General features: G+C 76.8%; 25 protein-coding genes. 16 read left to right on the plus strand and 9 right to left on the minus strand.

Translation table 11 applies throughout. The features are described from left to right. The gene (locus tag E5225_RS00285) at window positions 1-276 is read right to left on the minus strand and encodes a DUF1905 domain-containing protein (RefSeq protein WP_135974208.1); all 276 of its coding nucleotides are present in this window, start codon (window positions 274-276) and stop codon (window positions 1-3) included. A gap of 58 nt (window positions 277-334) precedes the next feature. Here E5225_RS00285 and E5225_RS00290 point away from each other — a divergent pair, with 58 nt between their 5' ends. Both E5225_RS00290 and E5225_RS00300 read left to right on the plus strand, forming a co-directional pair. Next, window positions 335-1027 (plus strand): TetR/AcrR family transcriptional regulator, encoded by a 693-nt coding sequence (locus tag E5225_RS00290; protein ID WP_135974207.1) that lies wholly within the window; start codon window positions 335-337, stop codon window positions 1025-1027. 128 nt (window positions 1028-1155) lie between these two features. Further along, the gene (locus tag E5225_RS00300; protein ID WP_166435997.1) at window positions 1156-2613 is read left to right on the plus strand and encodes a carboxypeptidase-like regulatory domain-containing protein; all 1458 of its coding nucleotides are present in this window, start codon (window positions 1156-1158) and stop codon (window positions 2611-2613) included. A gap of 80 nt (window positions 2614-2693) precedes the next feature. On the opposite strand, the gene E5225_RS00305 is transcribed toward E5225_RS00300, so the two are convergent. Both E5225_RS00305 and E5225_RS00310 read right to left on the minus strand, forming a co-directional pair. After that, complete coding sequence (locus tag E5225_RS00305) at window positions 2694-3623, minus strand: endo alpha-1,4 polygalactosaminidase (protein ID WP_208543835.1); 930 nt, start codon at window positions 3621-3623, stop codon at window positions 2694-2696. Window positions 3624-3637: 14 nt separating this feature from the next. Next, entirely contained in the window at window positions 3638-5242 is a 1605-nt protein-coding gene (locus E5225_RS00310) for a DNA polymerase IV (protein ID WP_135974945.1), read from the minus strand. Window positions 5243-5464: 222 nt separating this feature from the next. On the opposite strand from E5225_RS00310, the gene E5225_RS00315 reads away from it, so the two are divergent. Next, window positions 5465-6292, plus strand: a complete 828-nt coding sequence (locus E5225_RS00315; RefSeq protein ID WP_166436039.1) for a CPBP family intramembrane glutamic endopeptidase — start codon at window positions 5465-5467, stop codon at window positions 6290-6292. 47 nt (window positions 6293-6339) lie between these two features. Beyond that, window positions 6340-6834 (plus strand): protein-tyrosine phosphatase family protein, encoded by a 495-nt coding sequence (locus tag E5225_RS00320; protein ID WP_135974949.1) that lies wholly within the window; start codon window positions 6340-6342, stop codon window positions 6832-6834. 105 nt (window positions 6835-6939) lie between these two features. Here E5225_RS00320 and E5225_RS00325 read toward each other — a convergent pair whose 3' ends face one another. Next, entirely contained in the window at window positions 6940-8025 is a 1086-nt protein-coding gene (locus tag E5225_RS00325; RefSeq protein WP_135974951.1) for a phosphotransferase, read from the minus strand. A 230-nt stretch (window positions 8026-8255) separates the two neighbouring features. On the opposite strand from E5225_RS00325, the gene E5225_RS00330 reads away from it, so the two are divergent. Next, on the plus strand, window positions 8256-8786 hold the full coding sequence (locus E5225_RS00330) for a low molecular weight protein-tyrosine-phosphatase (RefSeq protein ID WP_279536566.1): 531 nt from the start codon (window positions 8256-8258) through the stop codon (window positions 8784-8786). 19 nt (window positions 8787-8805) lie between these two features. Continuing rightward, complete coding sequence (locus tag E5225_RS00335) at window positions 8806-9981, plus strand: pyridoxal phosphate-dependent aminotransferase (RefSeq protein WP_135974953.1); 1176 nt, start codon at window positions 8806-8808, stop codon at window positions 9979-9981. A gap of 28 nt (window positions 9982-10009) precedes the next feature. On the opposite strand, the gene E5225_RS00340 is transcribed toward E5225_RS00335, so the two are convergent. From E5225_RS00340 to E5225_RS00350, 3 genes are all read right to left on the minus strand, one after another. Further along, window positions 10010-10537 carry a hypothetical protein gene (locus tag E5225_RS00340; RefSeq protein WP_135974955.1) on the minus strand — a complete coding sequence of 176 codons (528 nt, stop codon included), beginning with the start codon at window positions 10535-10537 and terminating at the stop codon, window positions 10010-10012. After that, window positions 10534-10785 (minus strand): hypothetical protein, encoded by a 252-nt coding sequence (locus E5225_RS00345; protein ID WP_135974957.1) that lies wholly within the window; start codon window positions 10783-10785, stop codon window positions 10534-10536. The genes E5225_RS00340 and E5225_RS00345 overlap by 4 nt, the downstream gene beginning before the upstream one ends. 69 nt (window positions 10786-10854) lie before the next feature. Continuing rightward, the gene (locus E5225_RS00350; protein WP_135974959.1) at window positions 10855-11217 is read right to left on the minus strand and encodes a hypothetical protein; all 363 of its coding nucleotides are present in this window, start codon (window positions 11215-11217) and stop codon (window positions 10855-10857) included. Between the two features lie 123 nt (window positions 11218-11340). On the opposite strand from E5225_RS00350, the gene E5225_RS00355 reads away from it, so the two are divergent. The 8 genes from E5225_RS00355 to E5225_RS00390 all read left to right on the plus strand — a co-directional run bounded on the left by E5225_RS00355 (window position 11341) and on the right by E5225_RS00390 (window position 17957). Further along, on the plus strand, window positions 11341-11727 hold the full coding sequence (locus E5225_RS00355) for a TFIIB-type zinc ribbon-containing protein (protein WP_135974961.1): 387 nt from the start codon (window positions 11341-11343) through the stop codon (window positions 11725-11727). 42 nt (window positions 11728-11769) lie between these two features. Next, entirely contained in the window at window positions 11770-12915 is a 1146-nt protein-coding gene (locus E5225_RS00360; protein WP_135974963.1) for a lactate/malate family dehydrogenase, read from the plus strand. Next, window positions 12912-13391, plus strand: coding sequence for an ACT domain-containing protein (locus E5225_RS00365; RefSeq protein WP_135974965.1), 480 nt, complete (start codon window positions 12912-12914; stop codon window positions 13389-13391). Before E5225_RS00360 ends, E5225_RS00365 begins: the two co-directional genes overlap by 4 nt. Before the next feature lie 229 nt (window positions 13392-13620). Beyond that, window positions 13621-14577, plus strand: a complete 957-nt coding sequence (locus tag E5225_RS00370; RefSeq protein WP_243738378.1) for a PaaX family transcriptional regulator — start codon at window positions 13621-13623, stop codon at window positions 14575-14577. A 173-nt stretch (window positions 14578-14750) separates the two neighbouring features. After that, window positions 14751-15989, plus strand: coding sequence for a cellulose binding domain-containing protein (locus E5225_RS00375; protein ID WP_136225246.1), 1239 nt, complete (start codon window positions 14751-14753; stop codon window positions 15987-15989). A 111-nt stretch (window positions 15990-16100) separates the two neighbouring features. Then, window positions 16101-17000 (plus strand): DUF72 domain-containing protein, encoded by a 900-nt coding sequence (locus tag E5225_RS00380; RefSeq protein WP_135972603.1) that lies wholly within the window; start codon window positions 16101-16103, stop codon window positions 16998-17000. A gap of 82 nt (window positions 17001-17082) precedes the next feature. Next, a complete protein-coding gene (locus E5225_RS00385) occupies window positions 17083-17388 on the plus strand; it encodes a hypothetical protein (protein ID WP_135972602.1) in 306 nt (101 codons plus the stop codon). 23 nt (window positions 17389-17411) lie between these two features. Next, window positions 17412-17957, plus strand: a complete 546-nt coding sequence (locus tag E5225_RS00390) for an RBBP9/YdeN family alpha/beta hydrolase (protein WP_135972601.1) — start codon at window positions 17412-17414, stop codon at window positions 17955-17957. Window positions 17958-18055: 98 nt separating this feature from the next. On the opposite strand, the gene E5225_RS00395 is transcribed toward E5225_RS00390, so the two are convergent. Continuing rightward, window positions 18056-19066, minus strand: coding sequence for an aldo/keto reductase family protein (locus E5225_RS00395; RefSeq protein WP_135972600.1), 1011 nt, complete (start codon window positions 19064-19066; stop codon window positions 18056-18058). A 155-nt stretch (window positions 19067-19221) separates the two neighbouring features. Between E5225_RS00395 and E5225_RS00400 the strand changes: the two genes are divergently transcribed. Together E5225_RS00400 and E5225_RS00405 are read left to right on the plus strand one after the other, a co-directional pair. Beyond that, the gene (locus E5225_RS00400; protein WP_208012476.1) at window positions 19222-20298 is read left to right on the plus strand and encodes a YeiH family protein; all 1077 of its coding nucleotides are present in this window, start codon (window positions 19222-19224) and stop codon (window positions 20296-20298) included. A gap of 91 nt (window positions 20299-20389) precedes the next feature. Next, entirely contained in the window at window positions 20390-20989 is a 600-nt protein-coding gene (locus E5225_RS00405; RefSeq protein ID WP_135972599.1) for a sugar O-acetyltransferase, read from the plus strand. Between the two features lie 70 nt (window positions 20990-21059). Here the strand turns inward: E5225_RS00405 and E5225_RS00410 are convergent, their stop codons facing one another. After that, window positions 21060-22205, minus strand: coding sequence for a COG1470 family protein (locus E5225_RS00410; protein ID WP_135972598.1), 1146 nt, complete (start codon window positions 22203-22205; stop codon window positions 21060-21062). Between the last annotated feature and the right edge of the window lie 19 nt (window positions 22206-22224).

Below are 22224 nucleotides of genomic sequence, written 5' to 3' on the forward strand. Positions count from 1 at the left end.
TCAGCTCCGTCGGGTGGTGAGGTGGACGGCGACCTCGTCGCCGGCGGTGTCCTTGCCGATCGCGGTGCGCAGCGCCTTGCGCAGCGGCAGCCAGTGCGGGCCGCCCCCGGACGGCATGAGCGTCGCCTCGAACGGGTGGCCGTCCAGCGTGCCGCCGACCTTCACGGCCCGGGCCGTGCCGAGCACGTGCTGGGAGTCCGGCACGGTGAGGAAGGTGTCGAACGCGCCGCCCTTCTCGAGCGGCGCGGTGAACGCGAGGTCCAGCGGTACGGGCATCGTCGCTCCATGTCTACGGCGTGTACTTCGCGGATGTCCACACCGTAGACTTGCCCACGTGACGACCGCAAGGGGCAGCTACCACCACGGCGACCTGCACGCGGCGCTGGTCGACGCCGGCGTCGCGCTCGCCCGCGAGGCCGGCGCCCCCGCCGTCGTCCTGCGCGAGGTCACCCGCCGCGCCGGCGTCACGCCGAGGGCCGCCTACCGCCACTTCGCCGACCGCGCGGCGCTGCTGGGGGCCGTCGCCCGCGTCTCTCTCGCCGCCATGGCCCGCACGGTCGAGGACCGCCTCGTCGCGGCCGAGGACGGCGCCGCCGCGCTCACCGCCGTCGGCGAGGGGTACGTGCGGTTCGCGCTCGACGAGCCCGGCCTCTTCGAGGTCGCGCTGTTCGCGATGGACGACATGGCCGTGGTCGACCACCCCGAGGCGGCCGGTGCCGGCGGGCGCTCGCCGTACCACCAGCTCCAGGACGCGCTCGCCCGGCTCGTGGCCGAGGGGCGGCTCGACGGTGCGGCCGTCGAGGGCGCGGCCCTGACCTGCTGGTCCGGCGTCCACGGGTACGCGACGCTCGCCGCGCTCGGCCCGCTGCGGTCGCTGCCACGAGCGCAGCGCGACGCGGGTGCGGTGGCCGTCGTGGCGCGGCTGGTCGGCGCCGTGGTGAGCACGGGCACGGCGCCGGGCGGCGAGCGTGTCGGCCCTGAGCAGCGCGCACCCGAGCAGGTCGGCCCCGAGCACGCGTCGTCCTGACGTCGTCGTCCCGGGCGGAGCACCGCCGCAGGAGGCTGCGGAAGGACGGCGACGCCGTGAAACGGTTCGTCGTCCGGGACGGTGGGACGCTGCGAGGACGTGGCCCGTCCGCGACCCGAGGAGTCCTCGTGCGCAGCTCTCGACGTCCCGTCAGGTCCGCCCTCGCCGCCCTCGCCTCCGGCGTCCTCGTCGCGGTGGCCCTGGGCACGGCACCGGCCATCGGTACCTCGGCGAGCGCCCCGCCCGCGCCGTCGTCGTCGGCGCCGAGCGCGCCACCGACCCCCACGTGGACGTCGTCGCCGACCCCCGTGCCCACGTCGCTGCCGACCCCGGCGCCGACGTCCCTGCCGACGCCGTCGCCGACCGGGAGCACAGGCCGGTCGCAGCTGAGCGGGCGGGTCACCGACGTGGACGGCGAGCCCGTCGCCGGCGTGCGCGTCGAGGCGCACGGCTCCGGCCTCGGCTGGGCGGTCACCGACGCGTCGGGCGCCTGGACGATCGGGGGCCTGCCCGCGGGCAGCTACCGGATCCGGTTCGAGGCGTTCGCGGCCGGCCTCGCGCCCGAGTACTGGGACGACGCCCCGTCGATGATGACGGGGACGGTGGTCCGGGTGGCCGAGGGGGAGGCCGTGGCCGGGCTGGACGCGCAGCTCGCTCCGGGGGCCGTGGTGCGCGGACGGGTCGTCGACCCCGCCGGTGCCCCGGTCGCGTTCGCGACGGTCTCGGTCGAGCGGCTCGACGTCCCGGGCGTCCCGCCGTCCGGCGCCTACACCGACGCCGACGGGACGTACGAGGTCCGCGCGCTGGCCGCGGGGACCTACCGGCTCAAGGTGGTTCCGGCGCCCGACAGCGGCCTGAGCACGACCTGGTGGACGCGGACCGCGGACGCCGCGGCGGCGACGCCGCTCACGCTCGCGACCGGCCAGCACCGGGAGGGCGTCGACGTGACGCCGCTGCCGGGCAGCGGGATCGCCGGCACCGTCACCGCCCCGGCCGGCGTGCCCCTCGAGGAGCTGACGGTGGTCGTCCAGGAGGCCGGACCGGACGGGTCGCTGCGAACGGTCGGCGGCACGACCCCTGCCGCCGACGGCACCTACCGGTTCACGGACCTCGCGCCCGGCACGTACCTGGTCCGGGTCGAGCACGTCGACTGGAACGGGCCGCTGCTGCCCGAGTACTACCGGGACTCGACCTCGGCGGAGCGCGCGGTCCCCGTCGAGGTGACGGTCGGGGAGGTCGTCGGCGGCATCGACCTCACGCCGGGCCGCGCCGCCCGGATCACGGGCGTGGTGACCGGGCGCGACGGTCCGGTGCAGGGCGTCGAGGTCACGCTCGTGCCGCGCAGCGGCCAGCTCGGCACCTGGGGGTTCGCGGAGACGGGGCAGGCGGGGGAGTTCCTGATCGGCAGGCTGCCCGCGGGCCGGTACGCGGTGCGGTTCGCCCTGCCGGACGGGTCGGTGCGCTACTTCCGGGCGCCGTCCGGGACGACACCGCACCTGCACGCGGCGACCTCGGTCCGGGTGCCGGCCGGCGGGTCGGTCGAGATCACGGCGCGGCTGCGCGGCGGTCCGGCGAGCGTCGGCTGACGGCTCCCGGGTCCTGCCCGCGGAGTCGTGCGGGCGGAGCCGTGCGGGCGGAGCCGGTGGGCGCGGCGGCGACGGACTCGTCAGCAGGCCGCGTGCACCGCACCCCGCGCGCCGCGGGGGAGCACGTCGAGGTCCCGCAGCACGAGCGAGAGCCCAGGCAGCGCCGTCGCGGGGTCCCGCTGCGCCGCGCACGCCGGGGCGAATGCGTCCGCGTCGTACTCGACGTCGAGCACCACGGGGTACGCGTCGGTGTACGTCGCGCACTCGTCCCACCGCGCGCAGTCCTCGGCGACCACGAGGTCGGCGCCCAGCGCGCGCACGCGGTCGGTGACCTCGGCGGCGTTCTTCTGCGCGTACGCGAGGCCGTGCGCGTGCGCGCGCTCGACGAGCAGGGCGGTGAACGCGACGGCATCCTCGGCGTCGAGGAGGCCGTGCGAGCGGGTCCACGAGTCGAGGTTGTCGACCTCGACGGCGTCGGAACCTGCGGCGGCGCAGCGGTCGAGCAGCGGGCCGACGAGCTCGGCGACCAGCCGCTCGCGCAGCGCCGGCGTCGACACGTCGAGCAGCACCTCGTCGGGCCAGTCCGGGTCCGCGACGGGCTCGCCGTCGTCGTGCAGGACCAGCTCGGGGGTCGCACGCAGGAGCCGGTCGGTGTCGCCCGGCTGGCTCTGGAAGCCGTTGACGTAGCAGACGTCGTACCGCCCGGACGGCGCCGCCGTGGCGTCGCGGACGACGACCTCCGTGCCGGCCTCGGGCGCGTCGGCGCCGCCGAGCTGGTACTCGAACGGCGCGCCGGGCCGGGGGAGGGTGACCGCGGGAGAGGGGGGTGTCGACGCAGGGCCAGGGCCGGCCGTGGGTGCCGCGCCCGTCGCCGCCGGGGCCGGCGGGCGCGGCGGCGACGCGTCGGCCCCGGCGCCGCAGGCCGTGACCAGGGCCACGAGCGCGGCGGCGGCCGTCGCACGCGCCCACCCGACGGCACCCGCCGTGCGGCGTCGTCCGACGGTCCCCACCGCGCGCACCCGCGTCACGAGCCGGTCCGGCGCAGGTCGGCCGGCACGGCGTCCGGCGGCGTCACCCCGACCGGCTCGACGAGCACGAGCGGGTCGGCGTCGAGGTCGAGGACGCGGGAGCGGGCCGGCGGCGTCGTGGCCGTCTCGAACCGGACCGTCGCCTCCCGGTCCCGCACGTGCACGACCCAGCCGCGCCCGAGGGTGGCGTGCTCCACGTCGAGACCCGGGCGCGCGTTCGTCGCGTCGAGGGGGCGGCCGGTCGGGGCCGGTCCCAGCGGGCGGCCGACGACCGGCTTCTCGGCGCCGACGAGCCGCGGGTCGTCCTCCGCGCGGGGCAGGTCGGGGCCGGGGTCGTCGGCGGGGTCGTCGGCGGGGTCGGGCTCGTCGGCGTGCGGCGCGGTGGCGTCGTCCGGGCCCGCCGCGCCTGCCTCGCCCGCCGGCGCGTCGAGCCCGTCCAGCAGGTCCGGCTCGACGACGGGCGCGTCCGCACCCGGCGCCGCCTCCTCCGTGCCGTGCAGGTCGAGCGCGAGCTGCGCGTGCGGGGCGAGGTTGTGGAACGAGACGCCGAGCAGGCGCACCGGCGTGTCGATGCCCGCGGCGAGCGTCGCGCGGCGGGCGGCGTCGCGCAGCTCCCCGGCCGACGCGGTGGGCTGCGAGAACGTCACCGAGCGGGTGACCGTCGAGAAGTCGCCGTACCGGACCTTCGCGACGACGGTCCGTGCCGCGCCCCCGTGCCGCTCGAGCCGCTGCAGCGCCTCGTCGACGACGTCGTCGACGGCAGACAGGACCAGGTCGCGCCCGAACAGGTCCTGCGCGAACGTCCGCTCCGCACCGGCGGACTTCCGCTCGGTCGAGACGACCACCGGCCGGTCGTCGAGCCCGCGGGACATGAGGAACAGGTGCGTGCCGTTCGCCTCGCCGAGCGTCATCGTGAGCGTGTCGAGCGGCTGGCGGCGCAGGTCCGCGACCGTGCGCACGCCGACCCGCTCGAGCGCGGCGGCGGTGGCCGGGCCCACCCCGGGGACGACCCGGACGTCGAGCGGCAGCAGCACGTCGTCCTCGTCCTCGGGGCGCACCACGACGACCCCGCCGGGCTTGCGCAGGTCCGACGCGATCTTGGCGACGAGCTTCGAGCGCGCGACGCCGACCGACACCGTCAGCCCGGTGAGCTCCGCGACGCGCGCCTGCACGCGCGCCGCGGCGTCCTCGGGCTCGGGTGCACCGCCCTCGGCCTGGGCCAGGTCGGCGAACGCCTCGTCGATCGACAGCGGCTCGACGCCCGGCGTCAGCTCGCGCAGCACGCCCATGATCACGGCGGAGTACGCCGAGTAGGCGGCGAACCGCGGCGTGAGCACGGCCGCCGCCGGGCTCAGCCGGCGCGCCCGCGCCATCGGCATCGCCGACCGGGCGCCGTCCCGCCGCGCCTCGTACGACGCCGTCGACACCACGCCCCGCCCGCCGACGCCCCCGACCAGGACCGGCTTGCCGCGCAGCGACGGCTTGTCGCGCTGCTCGACGGCGGCGAAGAACGCGTCCGCGTCGAGGTGCATGACCGTGGCGGCGTCGCGCACGCGCACGGCGTCCATGAGCCGCCGCGCCCGATCACCCCTCCCGTCCACGCCCCCATCCTCCCCGCCCGCCGCAGCGGACCACCCCTCGAAGGGGACCTGGCGCGTGCATCCGGCCCTCCACGTACCCACCACAGCCCCGTCCACACGTGCCGGACGTGGGGGGACGATTCCCCTCCGGGGGCCTGCGGGCGTCAGTAGGGTTGTGGGGGTCGTCCGGCGCGGCTCGCCGGTGGGCGCCGGACCGTGCCGCAGCAACCGGGGAGGACCACCGTGACGACGACCTCCGACGCTGCCCGGGCGGAGGCGGTACCGCTCCCACCGGGTCCACCGGTCTGGCAGGTCCTCCTCGTCTTCCTCGGCGTCTCGGCCCTGGCGTCCGCCCTGCTGGCAGCCGTGCAGGGCGCGGTCGGCCCGCCCACGGACGTCCTCGTGCTGACCCAGCTCGCGACGGCCGTCGGGGCACTCGTCACCTGGCTGCTGTGGCGCGGACGGTTGGTCCTGCCGCCGGTGCGCACCCGCGGCTGGCGTGCACCGCTGCTGACGTCCCTGGCCGTCGCCGTGGTCGTCGGGGCCGTGCTCTGGCTCGTGCAGGCGGCCGGGGCGGGGACCTGGCCACCTCTGGACCACGCGACGCTCGGCGCGCCGCTCGTGGTGGTGCTCGCGGCCCAGCTGGTCGGCGCGGCCGGCGAGGAGGTCGGCTGGCGGGGACTCGTCCAGCCGGTGCTCGAGACGCGCCTGCGACTGCTGCCGGCCGCGCTGGTGACGGGCCTGATGTTCGGGCTGGGGCACGTGCACGTGCTCGCCGCCGGCATCGGCGTGTACGCGCTGTTCCTCGTCTCCGCCGTGGGGCTGTCCGTCGCGTTGGCTGTCGTCACGGCGGGCCGCGCGGTGCTGCAGCGCGTCGTGCTCGCGACGGTCCTGCACTGGCTCGTCAACGTGGTGATGCTCGTCGGGTTCTCCGGCGGCGACACGTCGGTGGGCTGGACGGCCGGCACGGCGGCGGCCACCGTCGTCGCGGGCCTCGGCTGCGTGCTCGTCGCCCGTGCCCGCCGCGCCGGTCCGCGTCCACCGCGGCGCACCGCGTCCGACCCCCGGTGACGGACGCTCGCCGCGCCGACCTCGCCGGGCGTGGCTACCGTGACCGCGTGAGCGCCCCCACCGTCAACATGACGACCGACCCGGTCGAGCTGCCGGGCGTCGACCCCGCCGACCCGCCGACCGAGCTGCTGCCCGGGCAGCTGTGGCAGGGCGGCTGCCCGGTGGACTTCGACTGGGTGCGCGCGACCGGGATCGGCGCGGTCATCGACTTCGCGGACGCCGACGCGCTCGCACCCGCCGACGACATCGACGGGCTGGTGTACCTCAAGTCGCCGCTCGTCGACGGCGACGACCTGCCCGACCCGGCGGTCACGCTGCGGCTCGCGACCCTGGTCGCGGGGCTGATCGCCGACGGGTACCGCGTGCTCGTGCACTGCACGTTCGGGCGCAACCGGTCGGGGCTGATGGCGTCGCTGGTGGTGCGCGAGGTGCTGGGCGTGACGGGGGCGGAGGCGCTCGCGCACGTGCAGTCGCACCGCCGGCGGACGGTCAACAACGAGGCGTTCGCCGCGTGGCTGCGCACGCTTCCGGCGCCCCGCTGACCTGCCGGGTCCGACGGTCCGCGCGGACGGACCGGCGCTGACGGACCGCACCCGACCGGCCGGACCGCACGGATGGTGTTTGGGCGCCGCCCGGTCAGCGGCGCGTCAGAGCGGCGTCCGCCAGCGCGCGACCGCTCCGCCCAGCCAGTCGAGCGGCCGCCCGGCCCGCCGGTCGTCCCACACGCGGAACGCCACGCCGCCGAGCTGCGCGATCGCGTCGAGCACCGTGCGCCCGTCCCACCCGCGCACGTCGGCACCGTAGGTGCGGCAGAACGCGAGGTACTCGTCGGCGGGCAGCTCGCCGGCGTCGGCGCGGCGGGCGGCGCTCGACAGGTCGTACTCGAGCGGGGCGCGCGCGGCGAAGTCGAGGTCGATGAGCACGGGGCCGGCCGCACCGGCGAGCACGTTGGCGGGCGACACGTCCCCGTGCACGACGCCGACGCCGAGCGGCGAGCGCAGGCCGGCGAGGGCGTCGAGGAGCGCGGAGCGGGCGTCGAGCAGGACGCCCGCCGCCGCGTCGGGCAGCCCGGGCGCGATCGCGACGACGCGCCGCAGCGGCTCCCACGCGGGCACGTCGGCGTCGGCGTGCTCGGCGTGGAACGCGCGCAGCAGCGCGCCCGTGCCGGCCCAGCCGACCGGGGCCGCCGCGGCGAGCCACGGCGAGGCGACGACGACGCCGTACGACGTCACGACCGGGGGCGCGACCGGCAGCAGGGCCGTCGCGGAACCGGCCAGCGCGGTGGCCAGCCGCGCGAGGTGGTCCGGGTCGGTGCCCGGCGGGTACACCTTCACGGCGAGGTCGTCGCAGCGCAGCACCACGGTGGTCAGGGCGCTGACGACGGCGGCGCGCGGCACCGCGAACGGCAGCGCGAGCCGGGCCTCGTCCAGCGCGAGCAGCGCGTCGGGTGCACCCCACGTCCCCGCCGGCAGCGGCAGCGGCTCGACGGGCGCGCCGGACCGGGGCGACGTCGTCGGGGCGGCGAGGGCCGCGGCGGCAGGCAGGTCGCCGGAGAGCACCAGGTCCTCGAGCGGCAGCTCGTCGAGCGCCGGGCCCTCGAGCGCCGGGCCCTCGAGCGCCGGGCCGTCGGCGGGGGACGGCGAAACGTCCGCGGGCCGTGCCGCCACGGGCGCGGCGAGGGCGGCGGGGACGCCGGACGGGCGGGGTGCTGCGGGCTCGGCGGTGAGCGTCATGGCGTCTCCCGGTCAGGTGCGGACGGTGCCACCACACGACGTCGGTGCACGCGCACGACCGGGTTGGGACCAGGACTGTAACCCCCCGCCACCCCCCACGGCAGTCACCCCCCAGGAGGACGGCGCCGGTGCCCGGCGAACGCAACCTGGTGTCCGCGCGTGGGCGCGAAACGGCACACCAGGTTGCCCTCGGCGGGGAGCTCCCGTGGGGCGTCGGGGAGGATGGGGGCGTGGAGACCACCTACCGCGTCATGACCGTGTGCACGGGCAACATCTGCCGCTCGCCGATGGCGGAGGTCGTGCTGCGCGCGAAGCTCGAGGAGGCGGGGCTCGGCGACGTCGTCGAGGTCGACTCGACCGGCATCAGCGACGAGGAGCACGGCAACCCCGTCGACCGCCGCGCGCGGACCGTGCTGCGTGCGCACGGCTACCCGACGGGCGACGGCCACCGCGCCCGGCAGGTCCGCCCGGCCGACCTGCTCGCCCGCGACCTGCTGCTGCCGATGACCGCCGCGCACGCCCGCGCGCTGCGTCGCCTCGCGGGCGACGACCCGGCCGTCACCGACCGCATCCGCATGCTGCGCACGTTCGACCCCGCGGCACCCGCCGACCCCGGCCAGCACGAGGACGTGCTCGACGTCGACGACCCCTGGTACGGGCCGGACGCGGCGTTCGAGCGGACGCTCGCGGAGATCGAGGCCGCCGCGGACGGCATCGTCGAGCACGTCCGCGCGGGCCTGACCGCCCGCGGGCACTCCTGACGCGCGGGAGGATGGCGCCATGAAGGTCGCCCGCCGCGCGCACGTGCCGCCGTTCGCCGTCATGGAGATCCTCGCCGCCGCGAACGCGCGCCGCGCCGCGGGCGAGCACGTGCTCAACCTGTGCGCGGGGGAGCCGTCCACGGGGGCGTCGGACGTGGTCCGGCAGCGCGCGATCGACCTGCTCACCACGGGCGACCTCGGGTACACCGAGTCGCTCGGCGCGCCGGGCCTGCGTGCGGCGATCGCCGCGCACTACGGCGCGACCTACGGCGTGGACGTCGACCCGGGGCGCGTGGCGGTCGCGACCGGCTCGTCCGGCGGGTTCATGCTCGCGTTCCTCGCCGCGTTCGACGTGGGCGACCGCGTCGCGCTGGCCCGCCCCGGGTACCCGGCGTACGCCAACATCCTCGCCGCGCTGGGCATCGAGGTCGTCGACCTGCCGTGCGGTCCGGAGCAGCGGTACCAGCCGACGGTCGCGCAGCTCGAGGCGCTGGACCGGCCCGTCGACGGCCTCGTGATCGCCAGCCCCGCGAACCCGACCGGCACGATGATCGAGCCGGCCGAGCTGGCCGCGCTCGCGGCCTGGTGCGCGGAGCACGGCGTGCGACTGATCAGCGACGAGATCTACCACGGCATCACGTACCCGGACGCGTCCGGCGGCACGCCCGAGACCGCGACCGCGGCGCAGTACCTCGACGCGGGCGCGGTCGTCGTGAACTCGTTCTCCAAGTACTGGGCGATGACGGGCTGGCGCCTCGGCTGGCTCGTCCTGCCCGACGACCTCGTGGCCCCCGTCGACGCCCTCGCCGGCAACGTCGCGCTGTGCCCGCCGGCCCTCGCGCAGCACGCGGGCGTGGCCGCGTTCAGCGACGCGGGGATGGCGGCGGCGCGCGCCAACGTGGAGCGCTACGCCGTCAGCCGGCGGCTGCTGCTCGACCGCCTGCCCGACCTCGGCTGGGCCCCCGTCGCACCGGCCGACGGCGCGTTCTACCTGTACGGCGACGTGTCCGCGACGGGCCTGGACGCGGTCACGTGGTGCGCCCGGGCGCTCGACGAGGCCGGCGTCGCGCTCACGCCCGGCACGGACTTCGACCCCGTGGGCGGGGGCGACTGGGTGCGGCTGTCGTTCGCGTCGGCGCCCGAGGTGGTCGCGGAGGCGGCGGACCGGATCGTCGACTGGCAGCGAGGGCTCTAGCCGCCTGCCCGCGCCGTGCTGGTGGCGGTCAGGTCGCCGGCCGCACCTGGAAGCAGTCCGGGAATCGGGTGGTGGCGAGCACCCAGCCGTCCCGCCCGCCGAGGGCCGACGGCCCGAGCATCGAGACCCGACGCACCTCCCAGCACTGCGGGTCGCGGGTCAGCACGTGCTCGCCGTGGCGCGACGCCACCGGGCGCCAGCCCGCACGCCCCGCGAGCGTGAGCTGGGCGACCTCGTCGGCCCGGCTCACGGGGCCGAGCAGGCGCTCCTGCGCCGCGAGGTCCCTGGGTTCACGCGTCCCGAAGCGTTGCTGGGCTGCCTGGCGGGAGATGCCCAGCGCCTCGCCGACGTGCGCCCAGCTGGCACCACCGGCCCGCGCCGCCGTGACGGCATCGCGCTGCAGGCGCTCGGCGACCACGGCGATGTCGCGCAGCCGCACCGCCGCGCGCAGGTGAGCGTCCGCCGAGGTGGCATCCCCGTCCGCACGGGCGCTGAGCCGGCTGTCGGGCTGGGCCGCCAACCGGGCCAGCGCCACCTCGACCTCGTCCGGGGTCACCGGGTGGTGTCGTTCCCCGGACGCCACGACATGCCCTGGGCGGCGTGCAGCTCGGCGGCGCGCCGCTCGGCGGAGACCGTGAGGATCCACGAGACCGCGGCGCCGACGGCCGCACCGCCGGCCGTGACCAGGACGAGACCTGCGATGCTGCCCCCCACGACGAGCGTGACGAGAGCCAGTGCGCCCGCCACCACGACGGCAGCACGGACGGCACGGCGGACGGCGAGGAGGTGGCGCTCGGGACTCATGGCTCGAGCATCGGTGCACCGGCCCCCACTGTCAAGCACAGGTTGACAGTGGGTCGGAGGAGGGGGCACCTACGCGCCGGTGACGCCCGGGCCCTCGGCGACCTGGTGGACCGACACGGTGGCGCCGGCCGCGACGCCCCCCGTGACGCAGGCGAGCACGCGTTCGACGTCGGACCGCCGGGCGTCGGCGGCCAGGACGAAGGCGGCGCGGGACGACGGCATGTCGGCCGACATGTACCAGTCGGCCACGGCGACGTCCGACCCGCAGTCGCTCGCCCCGCTGACGTCGCCCGCCACGTACACGGCCCACGGCCCCTCGGCGGGGATGGCCACCGCCGGCCGCCGGACGACCATCGCAAGGGCTGCGAGCACCGTCGACGCGAGCATCGCCGCCACGACGACGACGGCGACGAGCCGCGTGCGTGCGCGCATGGTCGCTCCTCCCGCTTCGGACGGTCCGACCCTATCCACGCCCGCGCGCCCGTCCCGCTGCCCCCGCCACACCCCTGCCCGGCGTGGCGTAGGTTCGGCGGCAGCCGACCGAAGGAGCCCGCCATGCAGTGCCCCGTGGACCAGGCCCAGCTCGTGATGACCGAGCGCCAGGGCGTCGAGATCGACTACTGCCCCGTGTGCCGCGGCATCTGGCTGGACCGCGGCGAGCTCGACAAGATCCTCGACCGCGCCGCGGGACCGGTCGCGCCCGCCGCCGTCGACCCGCGCGCCGTCCCGGGCGTGCAGACGCCCGGCCCGCCGCCCGGCTACGACGACCGCCGCTACGACGGCGGCCGCCCCGACCGCGGCTACGAGCGCGAGTACGGGCGCGGCTACGACGACGACCGCCGCGACCCGCGCCGGGCCGCCCCCGGCTACGGCACCCCCGGCTACGACCCGCGCCGCAAGAAGAAGAAGGAGTCCTGGCTCGAGGACCTGTTCGACTTCTGACGCGCAACGTCCTCGTGACCTCGCCCCCGTAGCCTCGCCGGCATGGACGTGGCGGTGCTCGGGGCGACGGGGGACGTCGGGCGGCAGGTGTGCACGCAGCTCGTGGAGCGGCAGGTGCTGCCCACGACGTCGCGGCTGCAGCTCGTCGGCCGGCCCGGCGGGTCGTCCGGACGGGCGGTGCACGGGCTGCGGGCGGACCTCGTCGACGCGTACGACGAGCATGCGCCGGTGCTCGACGTCGCGCTCGACCCGGCGGACGTGGTCGCCGACGTCGTCGTCGTGGCCGCCGGCCGGACCGTGCCGCCGCGCAGCGACGGCGTCCCGCCGAGCCGGGCCGAGCTGGCCGCCGAGAACGCCGCCGTCTTCCGCGCGTACGCGGACGCCCTCGCCGCGCACGGGTCCGGCAGCGAGGTCGTCGTCGTGGTGTCGAACCCGGTGGAGCTCGGCGTCGCGGTGATGGCCGAGCGGCTGGGCCGGCACCGCGTGATCGGCATGGGCGCCTGGCTGGACACGCTGCGGTTCCGGCGGGAGATCGCGGTGCAGCTGGGCGTGCGGCGGCACCGGGTGGGCGGTTTCGTCGGCGGGCAGCACGGCGACGACGCGGTGCCGCTGTGGTCGACCGTGCGGATCAGCGGGCTCGACGTGGCCGAGCGGCAGCGGGCGGTCGCGCGGCTGCGGGGCGGGCGGACGCTCGCGACGTTCCCCGCCGAGGTCGCGCGCGCCAAGCAGGACCTGCTCGCGGTCGCCGCGACCGACATCGCCGCCGCGTTCGCCCTCATCGACACCTGGCCGCCGGACCTGCGGGCGCTCGCCCGCCCGTGGATGACGCACCAGTCCGGCGCGAAGACGGCGACCGGAACGGCGTCGGCGACCATCGACCTGCTGGAGACGATCCTCGACGGGCGCGACATCGTCGTCGCAGGTCAGGTGGCCCTGGAGGGCGAGGCGACGGTCGGCGGGTCCCCGGTGCACGGGGTGCTCGGCGTGCCCGTCGTCCTGGGCCCGGAGGGGTGGACCCGCGTGCTGCTCGACCCCCTCCCGGCCGACGAGGACGCGCGCCTGGCCGTGGCCGCCGCGACGATCGCCGCGGGCAGCGCGCCGTGGACGACCGCGGGAGCGGCCGCGCCCGCCGCCGCCCCCACCCCCGACCCTCCCGCGACGGCCGCCGCACCGGAGGTGCACCGATGACCGCGCCCACGCCCACCGACGACGACACCCGCTGGGTCGGCTGGGTCCGGGCCGAGCACCGCACCGGTGCGATCTCCGCGCTCGCGGGCGTGTTCTCCACGCGCGGCGTCAACGTCGACTCGATGTCGACGGGCGACCTGCGGGACGACGCCGGGCTCGTCGTCGTGACGTTCCGCGCGGGCGAGCGCCGCGCGCGCCTGCTGGCCCGCACGCTCGAGCGGCTGCCGCAGGTGCGGTCGGTGCAGGTCCGCCGCGCCGATGACCTGGGCGTGCGCGCCGCCGCGGTGGTCCACCTGCCGGCGGGCGTGGCGTTCCGCCCGCCGCCGCACGCGGCCGTGCGCTGGTCGGGCGACACCGCCGAGGGTCAGCCCCTGCTCGTCGAGGGCGCGCTCGCGGACGTCGAGCTGACGGTCGAGGCCGCCCGTGCCGCGGGCGCGACGAGCGACGCGACCGTCATCCAGCCGCCGTACGCCTGACGTCCAGCCCGTGCGGCGCCCCGGGACGCGCACGTCGCCGCGTGTCGCGCGGGCGTGTCGCACCGGACGCCGGGCCTTCTCCGCGGGCGTACGCCCGGTGTGCGTACGCCTGTGGGAAGGGGCCCCCGCCCCGCGCCGACACACCACGCGCCGACACGCCGCGTCGGGAACCGACCGCCCGGTGCGCCGCCGCGGACGCGGCCACGTCCACCGCGGCTACGTTGACGGCGTGGAAGCGCACGACGCCGTGGACGCACCGCGCGCCCAGGCCGGCCCGAACCCGCAGCACCTGCTCGCCACCGTGCTCGGGGAGTACCTCGACTCGTCCGAGGCGGCGCTGCCGGCCGCGGCGGTCGTCGCGGTGCTGGGCGAGTTCGGCATCACCGCGGGCAGCGCCCGCGCCGCGCTCTCGCGGGTCGCGCGCCGGGGTCTCGTCGCCGTCCGTGCGGGCACCGGCCGCGCGCCGGTCTACCACCTGACGCCGCAGGCGATCGCGCGCCACCGGTCGACGATGCACCGGTTCCTCGCGTTCGGCGCCGTCCCGCGCGCGGGGGACGGCCAGTGGCTCGCGGTGTCGTACTCGCTGCCGGAGCCGCGCCAGTCGCAGCGGCACGCGGTGCGCAGGACGCTGGGCGCGCTGGGCCTGGTGCGGCTGTACGACAGCGTGTGGGTCGGCCCGGACCCGGACCCCACCGCCGTGCGCGGTGCGCTGGCCGGGCTGCTGGACGGCGTCCCGGGGGCGCGGTGGTCGGTGATGTCCGTCCGGTTCGACGACGAGACCGGGCCGCACGGCCCCGCGGCGGCGTACGACCTCGCGGGGGTCGCGGCGGCGTACCGGGAGTTCCTGGACGAGCACACGGGCCTGCGGGACCGGGTGCGCGCCGGCCGCGTGGCCACCGCGGACGCGCTGGTGGCGCGGACGACCGTCATGGACGCGTGGCGGCGCCTCGTGCAGGCCGACCCGGACCTGCCCGCGCACCTCCTGCCGGCGGCGTGGCCGCGCGACGAGGCGCGGCGGCTGCTGCTCGAGGTGCACGCGGCGCTCGGCCCGGCGGCGCAGGGGCGGCTCGTCGAGGTGGTCGCGCCGTGGTGGCCGGACGCCGGGTCCTGGGTCACGCACTTCGTGGCGGCGGACGACCCCGCCGAGCCCCCGCGGCGCGGGCGAGGAGCACCCGCCGGCGCCTGACCGGGCCGGAAACGATTCGGGTGCCGTGGATCGCGGAGTCCTCCTGGACATGTCCCACGACTCCCGCGACGGTTTGTGTGCAGGAGATCGACCGGTCGCCCCGGCGCCGACGCCCGGGCCGCGCCGTCGACGGCGCGCCTCGACGGGTGCCCCTCACCACCGGAGGTTGCGACATGAGACGCACCATCACGCGCGCGGCGCTCGCCGCGGCCCTGTCCCTCGGTGCCCTGGTCGGCACCGCCGCGCTGACACCGGCCGCCGCTGCACCCGGCGGCTCGGGCCCGTACCCGGCGGACCACTCGACGTCGCCGAGCCTGCCGAACCACACGATCTACCGGCCGGTGAACCTCCCCGCGGAGCGGCTCCCGGTCGTCGTCTGGGGCAACGGCGCGTGCTCGGCGGACGGCACCTCCGCCCAGAACTTCCTGCGCGAGATCGCGTCGTACGGCTTCCTCGTCATCGCGAACGGCAACCCGGGCGGCTCCGGCTCCTCGACCTCCGCCATGCTCACGCAGTCCATCGACTGGGCGTTCGCGCAGAACACCGACGCGCAGAGCCCGCTGCGCGGGCGCGTCGAGACGAGCGAGGTCGGCGTCGCCGGCTTCTCGTGCGGCGGCCTGGAGGCGTACGCGGTCGCGAACGACCCGCGCGTGACGACCGTCGGCATCTTCAGCAGCGGCCTGCTCAACGACGCCGACGACTACCAGCTGCGCCGGCTGAACGACCCGGTCCTGTACGTGGTCGGCGGGACGAGCGACATCGCGTACCCGAACTCCATGGACGACTGGGGCAAGCTGCCCGCCGGGCTCCCGGCGTTCATGGGCAACCTGAACGTCGGGCACGGCGGGACGTACCACGAGACCAACGGCGGGCAGTTCGGCTACGTCGCCCAGCAGTGGTTCCGGTGGCAGCTCAAGGGCGACACCCAGGCGGGCCGGACGTTCGCCGGCACCGACTGCCCGCTGTGCAGCCGGGGCTGGCAGGTGCAGCGCAAGAACCTCACGCTCGGCACCGACCCGTCGCCCACGCCCACCCCGACGCCGACGCCCACCCCTACTCCGACGCCGACCCCGACCCCGACCCCGACGCCCACCCCGACCCCCACCCCGACCGCCGGCCCGTCCGCGTGCACCGCGACGTACACGGTCGCGAACCAGTGGGGCGGCGGCTTCGTCGCGGACGTGCGGGTCACCGCCGGCACGGCGGTGACCGGCTGGCGGGTCCGGCTGACGCTCCCGTCCGGCGCCGCGCTCACCCACGCCTGGAACGGCCGCAGCACCGGCACGGGCGGCACGGTCACCGTGTCGAACGCCGAGTGGAACGGTTCGCTGGGCGCCGGGCAGAGCACGAGCTTCGGCTTCCAGGGCACCGGCACGGGGACGGGGGCCACCGTGTCGTGCGAGGCCGCCTGACCTGGTCGGCGGCCCCACGGAGCGGCGGGCGGGACGGGACCCCGCCCGCCGCTCCCGCGGGACGGCCGCCCCGTCGGGTGCGGCGCGCGGTCCGCTCCTAGAGTCGCCGGCATGACCAGCGGCGACGTGCGCATCGGCATCTCCGGCTGGCGGTACGCCCCGTGGCGCGGGGAGTTCTACCCGCCCGGCCTCGTGCAGCGCCGCGAGCTCGAGTACGCGGCGCAGCAGCTGGGCTCGATCGAGATCAACGGGTCGTTCTACTCGCTGCAGCGCCCCGACAGCTACCGGTCGTGGCGCGCGGACACCCCCGACGGGTTCGTCTTCTCCGTCAAGGGCCCGCGCTTCATCACGCACATGAAGAAGCTCGCGGGCGTCGAGGCGCCGCTCGCGAACTTCTTCGCCTCGGGGGTGCTGGCCCTCGGGGACCGCATGGGGCCGGTCCTGTGGCAGCTGCCCCCGAACCTCGGCTTCGACGCCGACCGCCTCGCGCGGTTCTTCGACCTGCTGCCGCGCTCCACGGCCGCCGCCGCGCGTCTCGCGGAGCAGCACGACGACAAGGTGCCGGAGGGTCGCGCCCTCACGACCACGGACGAGGACCGCCCGCTGCGCCACGTCCTCGAGGTCCGCCACGACACGTTCCGGACGCCCGCGTTCGCGGAGCTGCTGCGCGCGCACGACGTCGGCCTCGTCGTCGCCGACACCGCGGGGCGCTGGCCGCACCTCGAGGACCTGACCAGCGACGTCGTCTACGTGCGGCTGCACGGCGAGAGCGAGCTCTACGTCTCCGGCTACGACGACGCGTCGCTGGACCGGTGGGCGGCCAAGGTGCGGGCGTGGTCCACCGGCACGCCACCGCCCGACGGTCCGCGCGTGACCCCGCCCGCCCCGGACCGTCCCCGCGACGTGTACGTGTACTTCGACAACGACGTGAAGGTGCGCGCGCCGTTCGACGCGATGGCGCTCGCGGCGAGGGTCGGCGCGGGACCGGTGCGGCGCGCGGCGACAGGGTGACGCCCGCTGGTCGTGCACGCGCGACGGCCCGTGGGAGCGCCTACGCTCACGCCGACTCGACGGATCGACACCGGGACGGCACGTGATCTTCTTCGGCTGGGGCAAGCGCTCCACGACGGCTCAGCTCGACGCCGGGCGCGCCCTCGTGCGCGTCTGGGGCTACTTCCACCTGTTCTGGCTGTTCCGCCTGTCGTGGCCGAAGGGCTACCTGCTCGCGACCGCCACCGAGGCCGGGTGGGCGCAGCAGCCCGTCTCCGACGCCGAGGGTGCGAGCCTCGACCCGGAGGGCCGGACGAACCTGAACCCCTGGTGGCGCTTCGGCCTGCTGCTGCCGGTCGTCGGCGTCGTCGTGACGATCGTGCTCGGCACGCTGTTCCCCGGAACCTGACGCCGACCCTCGAGGAGCCCCGCATGCAGCGCACCCGGCCCACGCCCGTCTTCGTCGCCGGCATCACCGGGTCGGAGCCCGAGCACTGGCAGGCGCGGTGGCACGCCGAGCTGCCGCACGGCGTCTGGGTCGAGCACGCGTCGTGGGACGAGCCGGTCCGGGACGCCTGGGTCGACGACCTCGACGCCGCGCTGCGCGGCGTGCACGGGCCGAAGGTGCTGGTCGCGCACAGCCTGGGCTGCACGGTCGTCACCGAGTGGGCGGCCACGCACACCGACGACGACATCGTGGCCGCCCTGCTCGTCGCGCCGCCGGACGCGCACGGCCCGGCGTTCCCGGCCGCCGCGCACGGGTTCGACGCGCCGCGCCGCCGCCGGCTGCCGTTCCGCACGGTCGTCGTCACCAGCGACGACGACCCCTACGGCACCCCGCAGCACGCGGCGCAGCTCGCGCGCGACCTCGGCGCGGAGCTCGTCGACGTCGGCCCGCTCGGGCACATCAACGCGGAGTCCGACCTCGGCACGTGGCCGCAGGGGCGCGCGCTGCTGGCGGAGCTGCTGGACGGCTGACCGGCCTGCGCGGCGCACCGCACGCGCGACGGCCCGGACACGCCGACGCCCGGCGGCCGCTGGGGCCACCGGGCGTCGGTGCGGTCGGGCCGGGAGGGTCAGACCGGGCGCTTCTTCGGCGCCGTCTCCGCCGTCTTGCCGGCGTCGCGCTCGACGACGTCACCGAGCACGTCGTCGATCTTCGCCATGACCTCGGCCGGGATCGTCACGCCCGCGGCCTTGACGTTCTCGTGCACCTGCTCGGGCCGCGAGGCACCGATCAGCGCGGCGGCGACGTTGTCGTTCTGCAGCACCCACGCGACCGCGAGCTGCGCCATCGACAGGCCGAGCTCGTCGGCGACCGGCTGCAGGTCCTGCACGCGCGTGAGGACGTCGTCGTTCATGAACCGCTTGATCATGTTCGCGCCGCCCTTCTCGTCCGTGGCGCGCGAGCCCTCCGGCGGCTTCTGGCCGGGCTTGTACTTGCCGGTGAGCACGCCCTGGGCGACGGGCGACCAGACGATCTGGGAGATGCCCAGCTCGCGGGAGGTCGGGACGACCTCGTCCTCGATGACGCGCCACAGCATCGAGTACTGCGGCTGGCTCGAGATGAGCTGGAAGCCGAGCTCCTGCGACAGCGCGTGACCGGCGCGGATCTGGTCCGCGGTCCACTCCGAGACACCGATGTACAGCGCCTTGCCCTGCCGGACGATGTCGGCGAACGCCTGCATCGTCTCCTCGAGCGGCGTCTCGGTGTCGTACCGGTGCGCCTGGTAGAGGTCGACGTAGTCGGTCTGCAGGCGCTGCAGCGAGCCGTTGATCGACTCCATGACGTGCTTGCGGGACAGGCCCACGTCGTTCTTGCCCTGCGGGCCGGTCGGCCAGTAGACCTTCGTGAAGATCTCCAGGGACTCGCGCCGCTCGCCCTTGAGCGCCTCGCCGAGGACGCTCTCGGCGGCGGTGTTCGCGTAGGTGTCCGCGGTGTCGAACGTGCTGATGCCCGCGTCGAGAGCCGCGCGCACGCACTGCGTGGCGGTCTCGTTCTCGACCTGGGAGCCGTGCGTGAGCCAGTTGCCGTAGGTGATCTCGGAGATCTTGAGCCCGGAGTTGCCGAGGTAGCGGAATTCCATGCCCTCATCCCAGCACCTCGGCGGCGGTGCTGCCGTGCGAGGCGCGCCGCGGCGCCCGCACGGATGCCCCGTGGCCTGCACAGGGGCCCGGCGCGGCGGCGCCGGGGCGGGTGCCCGGTTCGCCGGTGCACGGCACCAGGGCGCACGCTGGGGCCGTGCCCGAGCCTCGACGTCCCGAGCCCGGCCGCGCGCCGGCCCTCCGCGGCCCGGTCCGTGCGCCCTGGCGGCGTTCCCTGCCGGGTGTCGCGGTGGCGCTCGGCCTCGGCGCGGCGGGCGCCGGGCTCGGGGCGTCCGTCCCCCTGCTGGGCGGGGCGGTGCTGGCGCTGGCGCTGGGGGTGGCGCTGCGGGAGTTGCTCTCCCGCGCGCCGGGTGCCTGGGCGCAGGCCCTCGAACCGGGCGCACGCGCGTGCTCCGCTGTCGCGCTGCAGGCGGCGGTCGTGCTGCTGGGGTTCGGGCTGTCCCTGCGGCAGGTCGCGCAGACGGGCGGCGCCGCCCTGCCGGTGATGGCCGCGACGCTGACCGTCGTGCTCCTGGTCGCGGCCCTGCTGGGGCGCCGGCTCGGCCTCGACGGCGAGACGCGCACGCTCATCGGCGTCGGCACGGGCATCTGCGGCGCGTCGGCGATCGCCGCCACGAGCGCGGTCATCCGGGCGTCGCAGCCCGCGATCACGACCGCCATGGCGACGATCTTCACGTTCAACGTGCTGGGGGCCGTCACCTTCCCGCTGCTGGGGCGGGCGATGGGCCTGTCGCAGGAGGGCTTCGGCACGTGGGCCGGCACCGCCGTGAACGACACGTCGTCGGTCGTGGCCGCCGCGACCGCGTACGGCGCGCTCGCGCTCGAGACGGCCGTCGTCGTCAAGCTCACCCGCACCCTGGCGATCGTGCCGGTGACCCTCGCGCTGGCGGTGCGGCAGGGGCGACGCGACCGCGCCGCGGCCGACGCGACCGCGGGCCGGACGTCGTGGACGCGGCTGGTGCCGCCGTTCCTCGTGCTGTTCGTCGCGGCGTCGGCCGTCACCACGCTCGGCTGGTTCCCGGCGGGGTGGGAATCCGGTGCCGACACGGGGGCGCACGCCCTGACCGCGGTCGCGCTCGCGGGGGTCGGGCTGCTGACGCCCGTGGACGCGCTGCGCCGCGCCGGCTGGCGGCCGCTGGCCCTCGGCGGGGCGCTGTCCGTCGCGGTCGCCGTGACGAGCCTCGCGGTGCAGGCGGCGACGGGCCTGCTCTGAGCGCGGGAGCGCGCCGGGACGCTCGGCCCACGGGCGGGTGCGCCCGCGGTGGCAGACTCGGCCGGCGCCACCACCGACACCAGGGACGGACATGGACCTCGACCTCGCGACCGCACTCGCGGACGCCCGAACCGAGTACGACAAGATGGTCGCGGGGGACTGGTACCGCTACCGGTACGGCCCCGAGCTGGCCGACCTGACGACGTCCACCCAGCGCACGTGCCGGCGCATCACCGCCCTCTACGACGAGGACCGCGCCGCCGCGCAGGCGATGTTCCGCGAGCTGCTCGGCACGGTGGGGGAGGGCGTCGACTTCCGCCCGCCGTTCTACCTGGACTACGGCCACCGCCTGCACGTGGGGGACCGCACCTTCCTCAACGCCGACTTCCTCACGCTCGGCGGCGGCGAGATCCGCATCGGTGCGGACGTGCTCATCGGCCCGAGCGTGCGCCTGTACACCCCGACGCACGTGCTCGACCCGGAGCTGCGCCCGCAGGGCTGGGAGCGGGTCTCCCCGATCACGATCGAGGACGGCGCGTGGCTCGGCGGCAGCGTCGTGGTGTGCCCGGGCGTGACGATCGGCGCGCGGTCGGTGGTGGGTGCCGGGTCGGTCGTCACGAAGGACGTGCCGCCGGACGTCGTCGTCGCGGGCAACCCGGCGCGCGTGGTCAGGGAGCTGCCCCGGGCGTGACGGCCCGGCCGTCGCCGTGTCCGGATCGCCCGGTGTTCCACGTGCAACCACCGGGACCGGGGCACCGGCGTCAGGCCCCGTGCGTCCCGGTGGTGCTCGCGTCCGGTGCCGGCTCCCGCGCGACCCCGGCCGCCGCCAGCGCCGCGTCGATCTGCTCCTGCACGCGCCGCGCGGACCGCCGCCGCAGCCGCACGGCCAGCAGCACGGCCCCCGCGAGGACGAGGAGCAGCAGCAGCTGCGCCCACGGCGGCGTCCAGACGGCGACCGCGACCGACGTGTCGTCCAGGGGCACGTCGACGACGTCCGCGCCGACGACCAGGGGCGTCACCGCCACGCGTCCCGACGCCCGCAGCAGCGGCCACACGGGCACCGCCGCCGACACCGCCGCCGACCGGCCCGGCAGCACCTCGCGGACCTCCGACGTGCGCGTCGCCGCACCCGCCCCGAACGGCCCCGCGAGCCGCGCGGTGGACCGCGCCCCGAGCCGCACGTCGCCCGCGTTGCGCACGACGTAGGACACGTGCACCGTGCCCGGCGTGAACGGGTTCCACGACGGCTCCCAGCGGGCACGCACGTCGTCGGCCACGACGCCGGCCGCGATGTCGCCCGCGACCCGCAGGTGCACGCGCGTGCCCACGCGCGCCTCGAGCCGCACGCCCGCGTCGTCGTCGACGAGCTCGGCCACCACGCCCGCGGGGTGGTCGCCGGGCCGCGCGTCGGCGGGGACCGTGATGGTCAGCGGGATCGTGACCGCCGCGGTGGGCTCCAGCGTGAGCGTCAGGCGCCCGGCCGCGTCGGCCTGCACGCCCTCGGGCGGGGTCAGGCGGACCCAGGCGCCACCGTCCTGCGGCGAGCCGTCGCCGGGCAGCACGTCGAAGTCGCCGCCGTCCGAGACGGTGCCGTCGCCGGCGGAGACGACGAAGGTGGCGGCGCGGTCGCCGAAGTTGGTGACGGTGACGTGGTCCTCGACCGTCGCGCCGGGGTCGAGGACGTGCCGCAGCGAGACGCGCCCGTCGGGCCCGTCGGCCGTGGCCGGCTGGACGGTCCACGTGACCGTGCCGGTCGGCTCTGCCGCCCCCGGCACGGCTGCCGCGGGTGCGACGGGGGTGGCCGCGGCGGCCGGTGCGCCGGCCGCCCCGGACGGCGACGGCGCGAGCAGGCCGAGCAGCGCGAGCGGGACGACGGCCACGACCCGGCGCAGCGCGGTGGTGCGCATGGTGTCTCCTGGGTCGGCG

Source organism: Cellulomonas shaoxiangyii (assembly GCF_004798685.1).
Taxonomy (GTDB): Bacteria; Actinomycetota; Actinomycetes; order Actinomycetales; family Cellulomonadaceae; genus Cellulomonas; species Cellulomonas shaoxiangyii.

Bases quoted from the DNA above. Each gene is read 5' to 3' on its own strand.
- E5225_RS00395 (WP_135972600.1), bottom strand. From the start codon at position 19,066: ATGGAATTCCGCTACCTCGGCAACTCCGGGCTCAAGATCTCCGAGATC.
- E5225_RS00345 (WP_135974957.1), bottom strand. From the start codon at position 10,785: ATGAGTCCCGAGCGCCACCTCCTCGCCGTCCGCCGTGCCGTCCGTGCT.
- E5225_RS00360 (WP_135974963.1), top strand. From the start codon at position 11,770: ATGGACGTGGCGGTGCTCGGGGCGACGGGGGACGTCGGGCGGCAGGTG.
- E5225_RS00375 (WP_136225246.1), top strand. From the start codon at position 14,751: ATGAGACGCACCATCACGCGCGCGGCGCTCGCCGCGGCCCTGTCCCTC.
- E5225_RS00335 (WP_135974953.1), top strand. From the start codon at position 8,806: ATGAAGGTCGCCCGCCGCGCGCACGTGCCGCCGTTCGCCGTCATGGAG.
- E5225_RS00350 (WP_135974959.1), bottom strand. From the start codon at position 11,217: ATGCGCGCACGCACGCGGCTCGTCGCCGTCGTCGTCGTGGCGGCGATG.
- E5225_RS00355 (WP_135974961.1), top strand. From the start codon at position 11,341: ATGCAGTGCCCCGTGGACCAGGCCCAGCTCGTGATGACCGAGCGCCAG.
- E5225_RS00410 (WP_135972598.1), bottom strand. From the start codon at position 22,205: ATGCGCACCACCGCGCTGCGCCGGGTCGTGGCCGTCGTCCCGCTCGCG.
- E5225_RS00405 (WP_135972599.1), top strand. From the start codon at position 20,390: ATGGACCTCGACCTCGCGACCGCACTCGCGGACGCCCGAACCGAGTAC.
- E5225_RS00390 (WP_135972601.1), top strand. From the start codon at position 17,412: ATGCAGCGCACCCGGCCCACGCCCGTCTTCGTCGCCGGCATCACCGGG.
- E5225_RS00365 (WP_135974965.1), top strand. From the start codon at position 12,912: ATGACCGCGCCCACGCCCACCGACGACGACACCCGCTGGGTCGGCTGG.
- E5225_RS00380 (WP_135972603.1), top strand. From the start codon at position 16,101: ATGACCAGCGGCGACGTGCGCATCGGCATCTCCGGCTGGCGGTACGCC.
- E5225_RS00325 (WP_135974951.1), bottom strand. From the start codon at position 8,025: ATGACGCTCACCGCCGAGCCCGCAGCACCCCGCCCGTCCGGCGTCCCC.
- E5225_RS00285 (WP_135974208.1), bottom strand. From the start codon at position 276: ATGCCCGTACCGCTGGACCTCGCGTTCACCGCGCCGCTCGAGAAGGGC.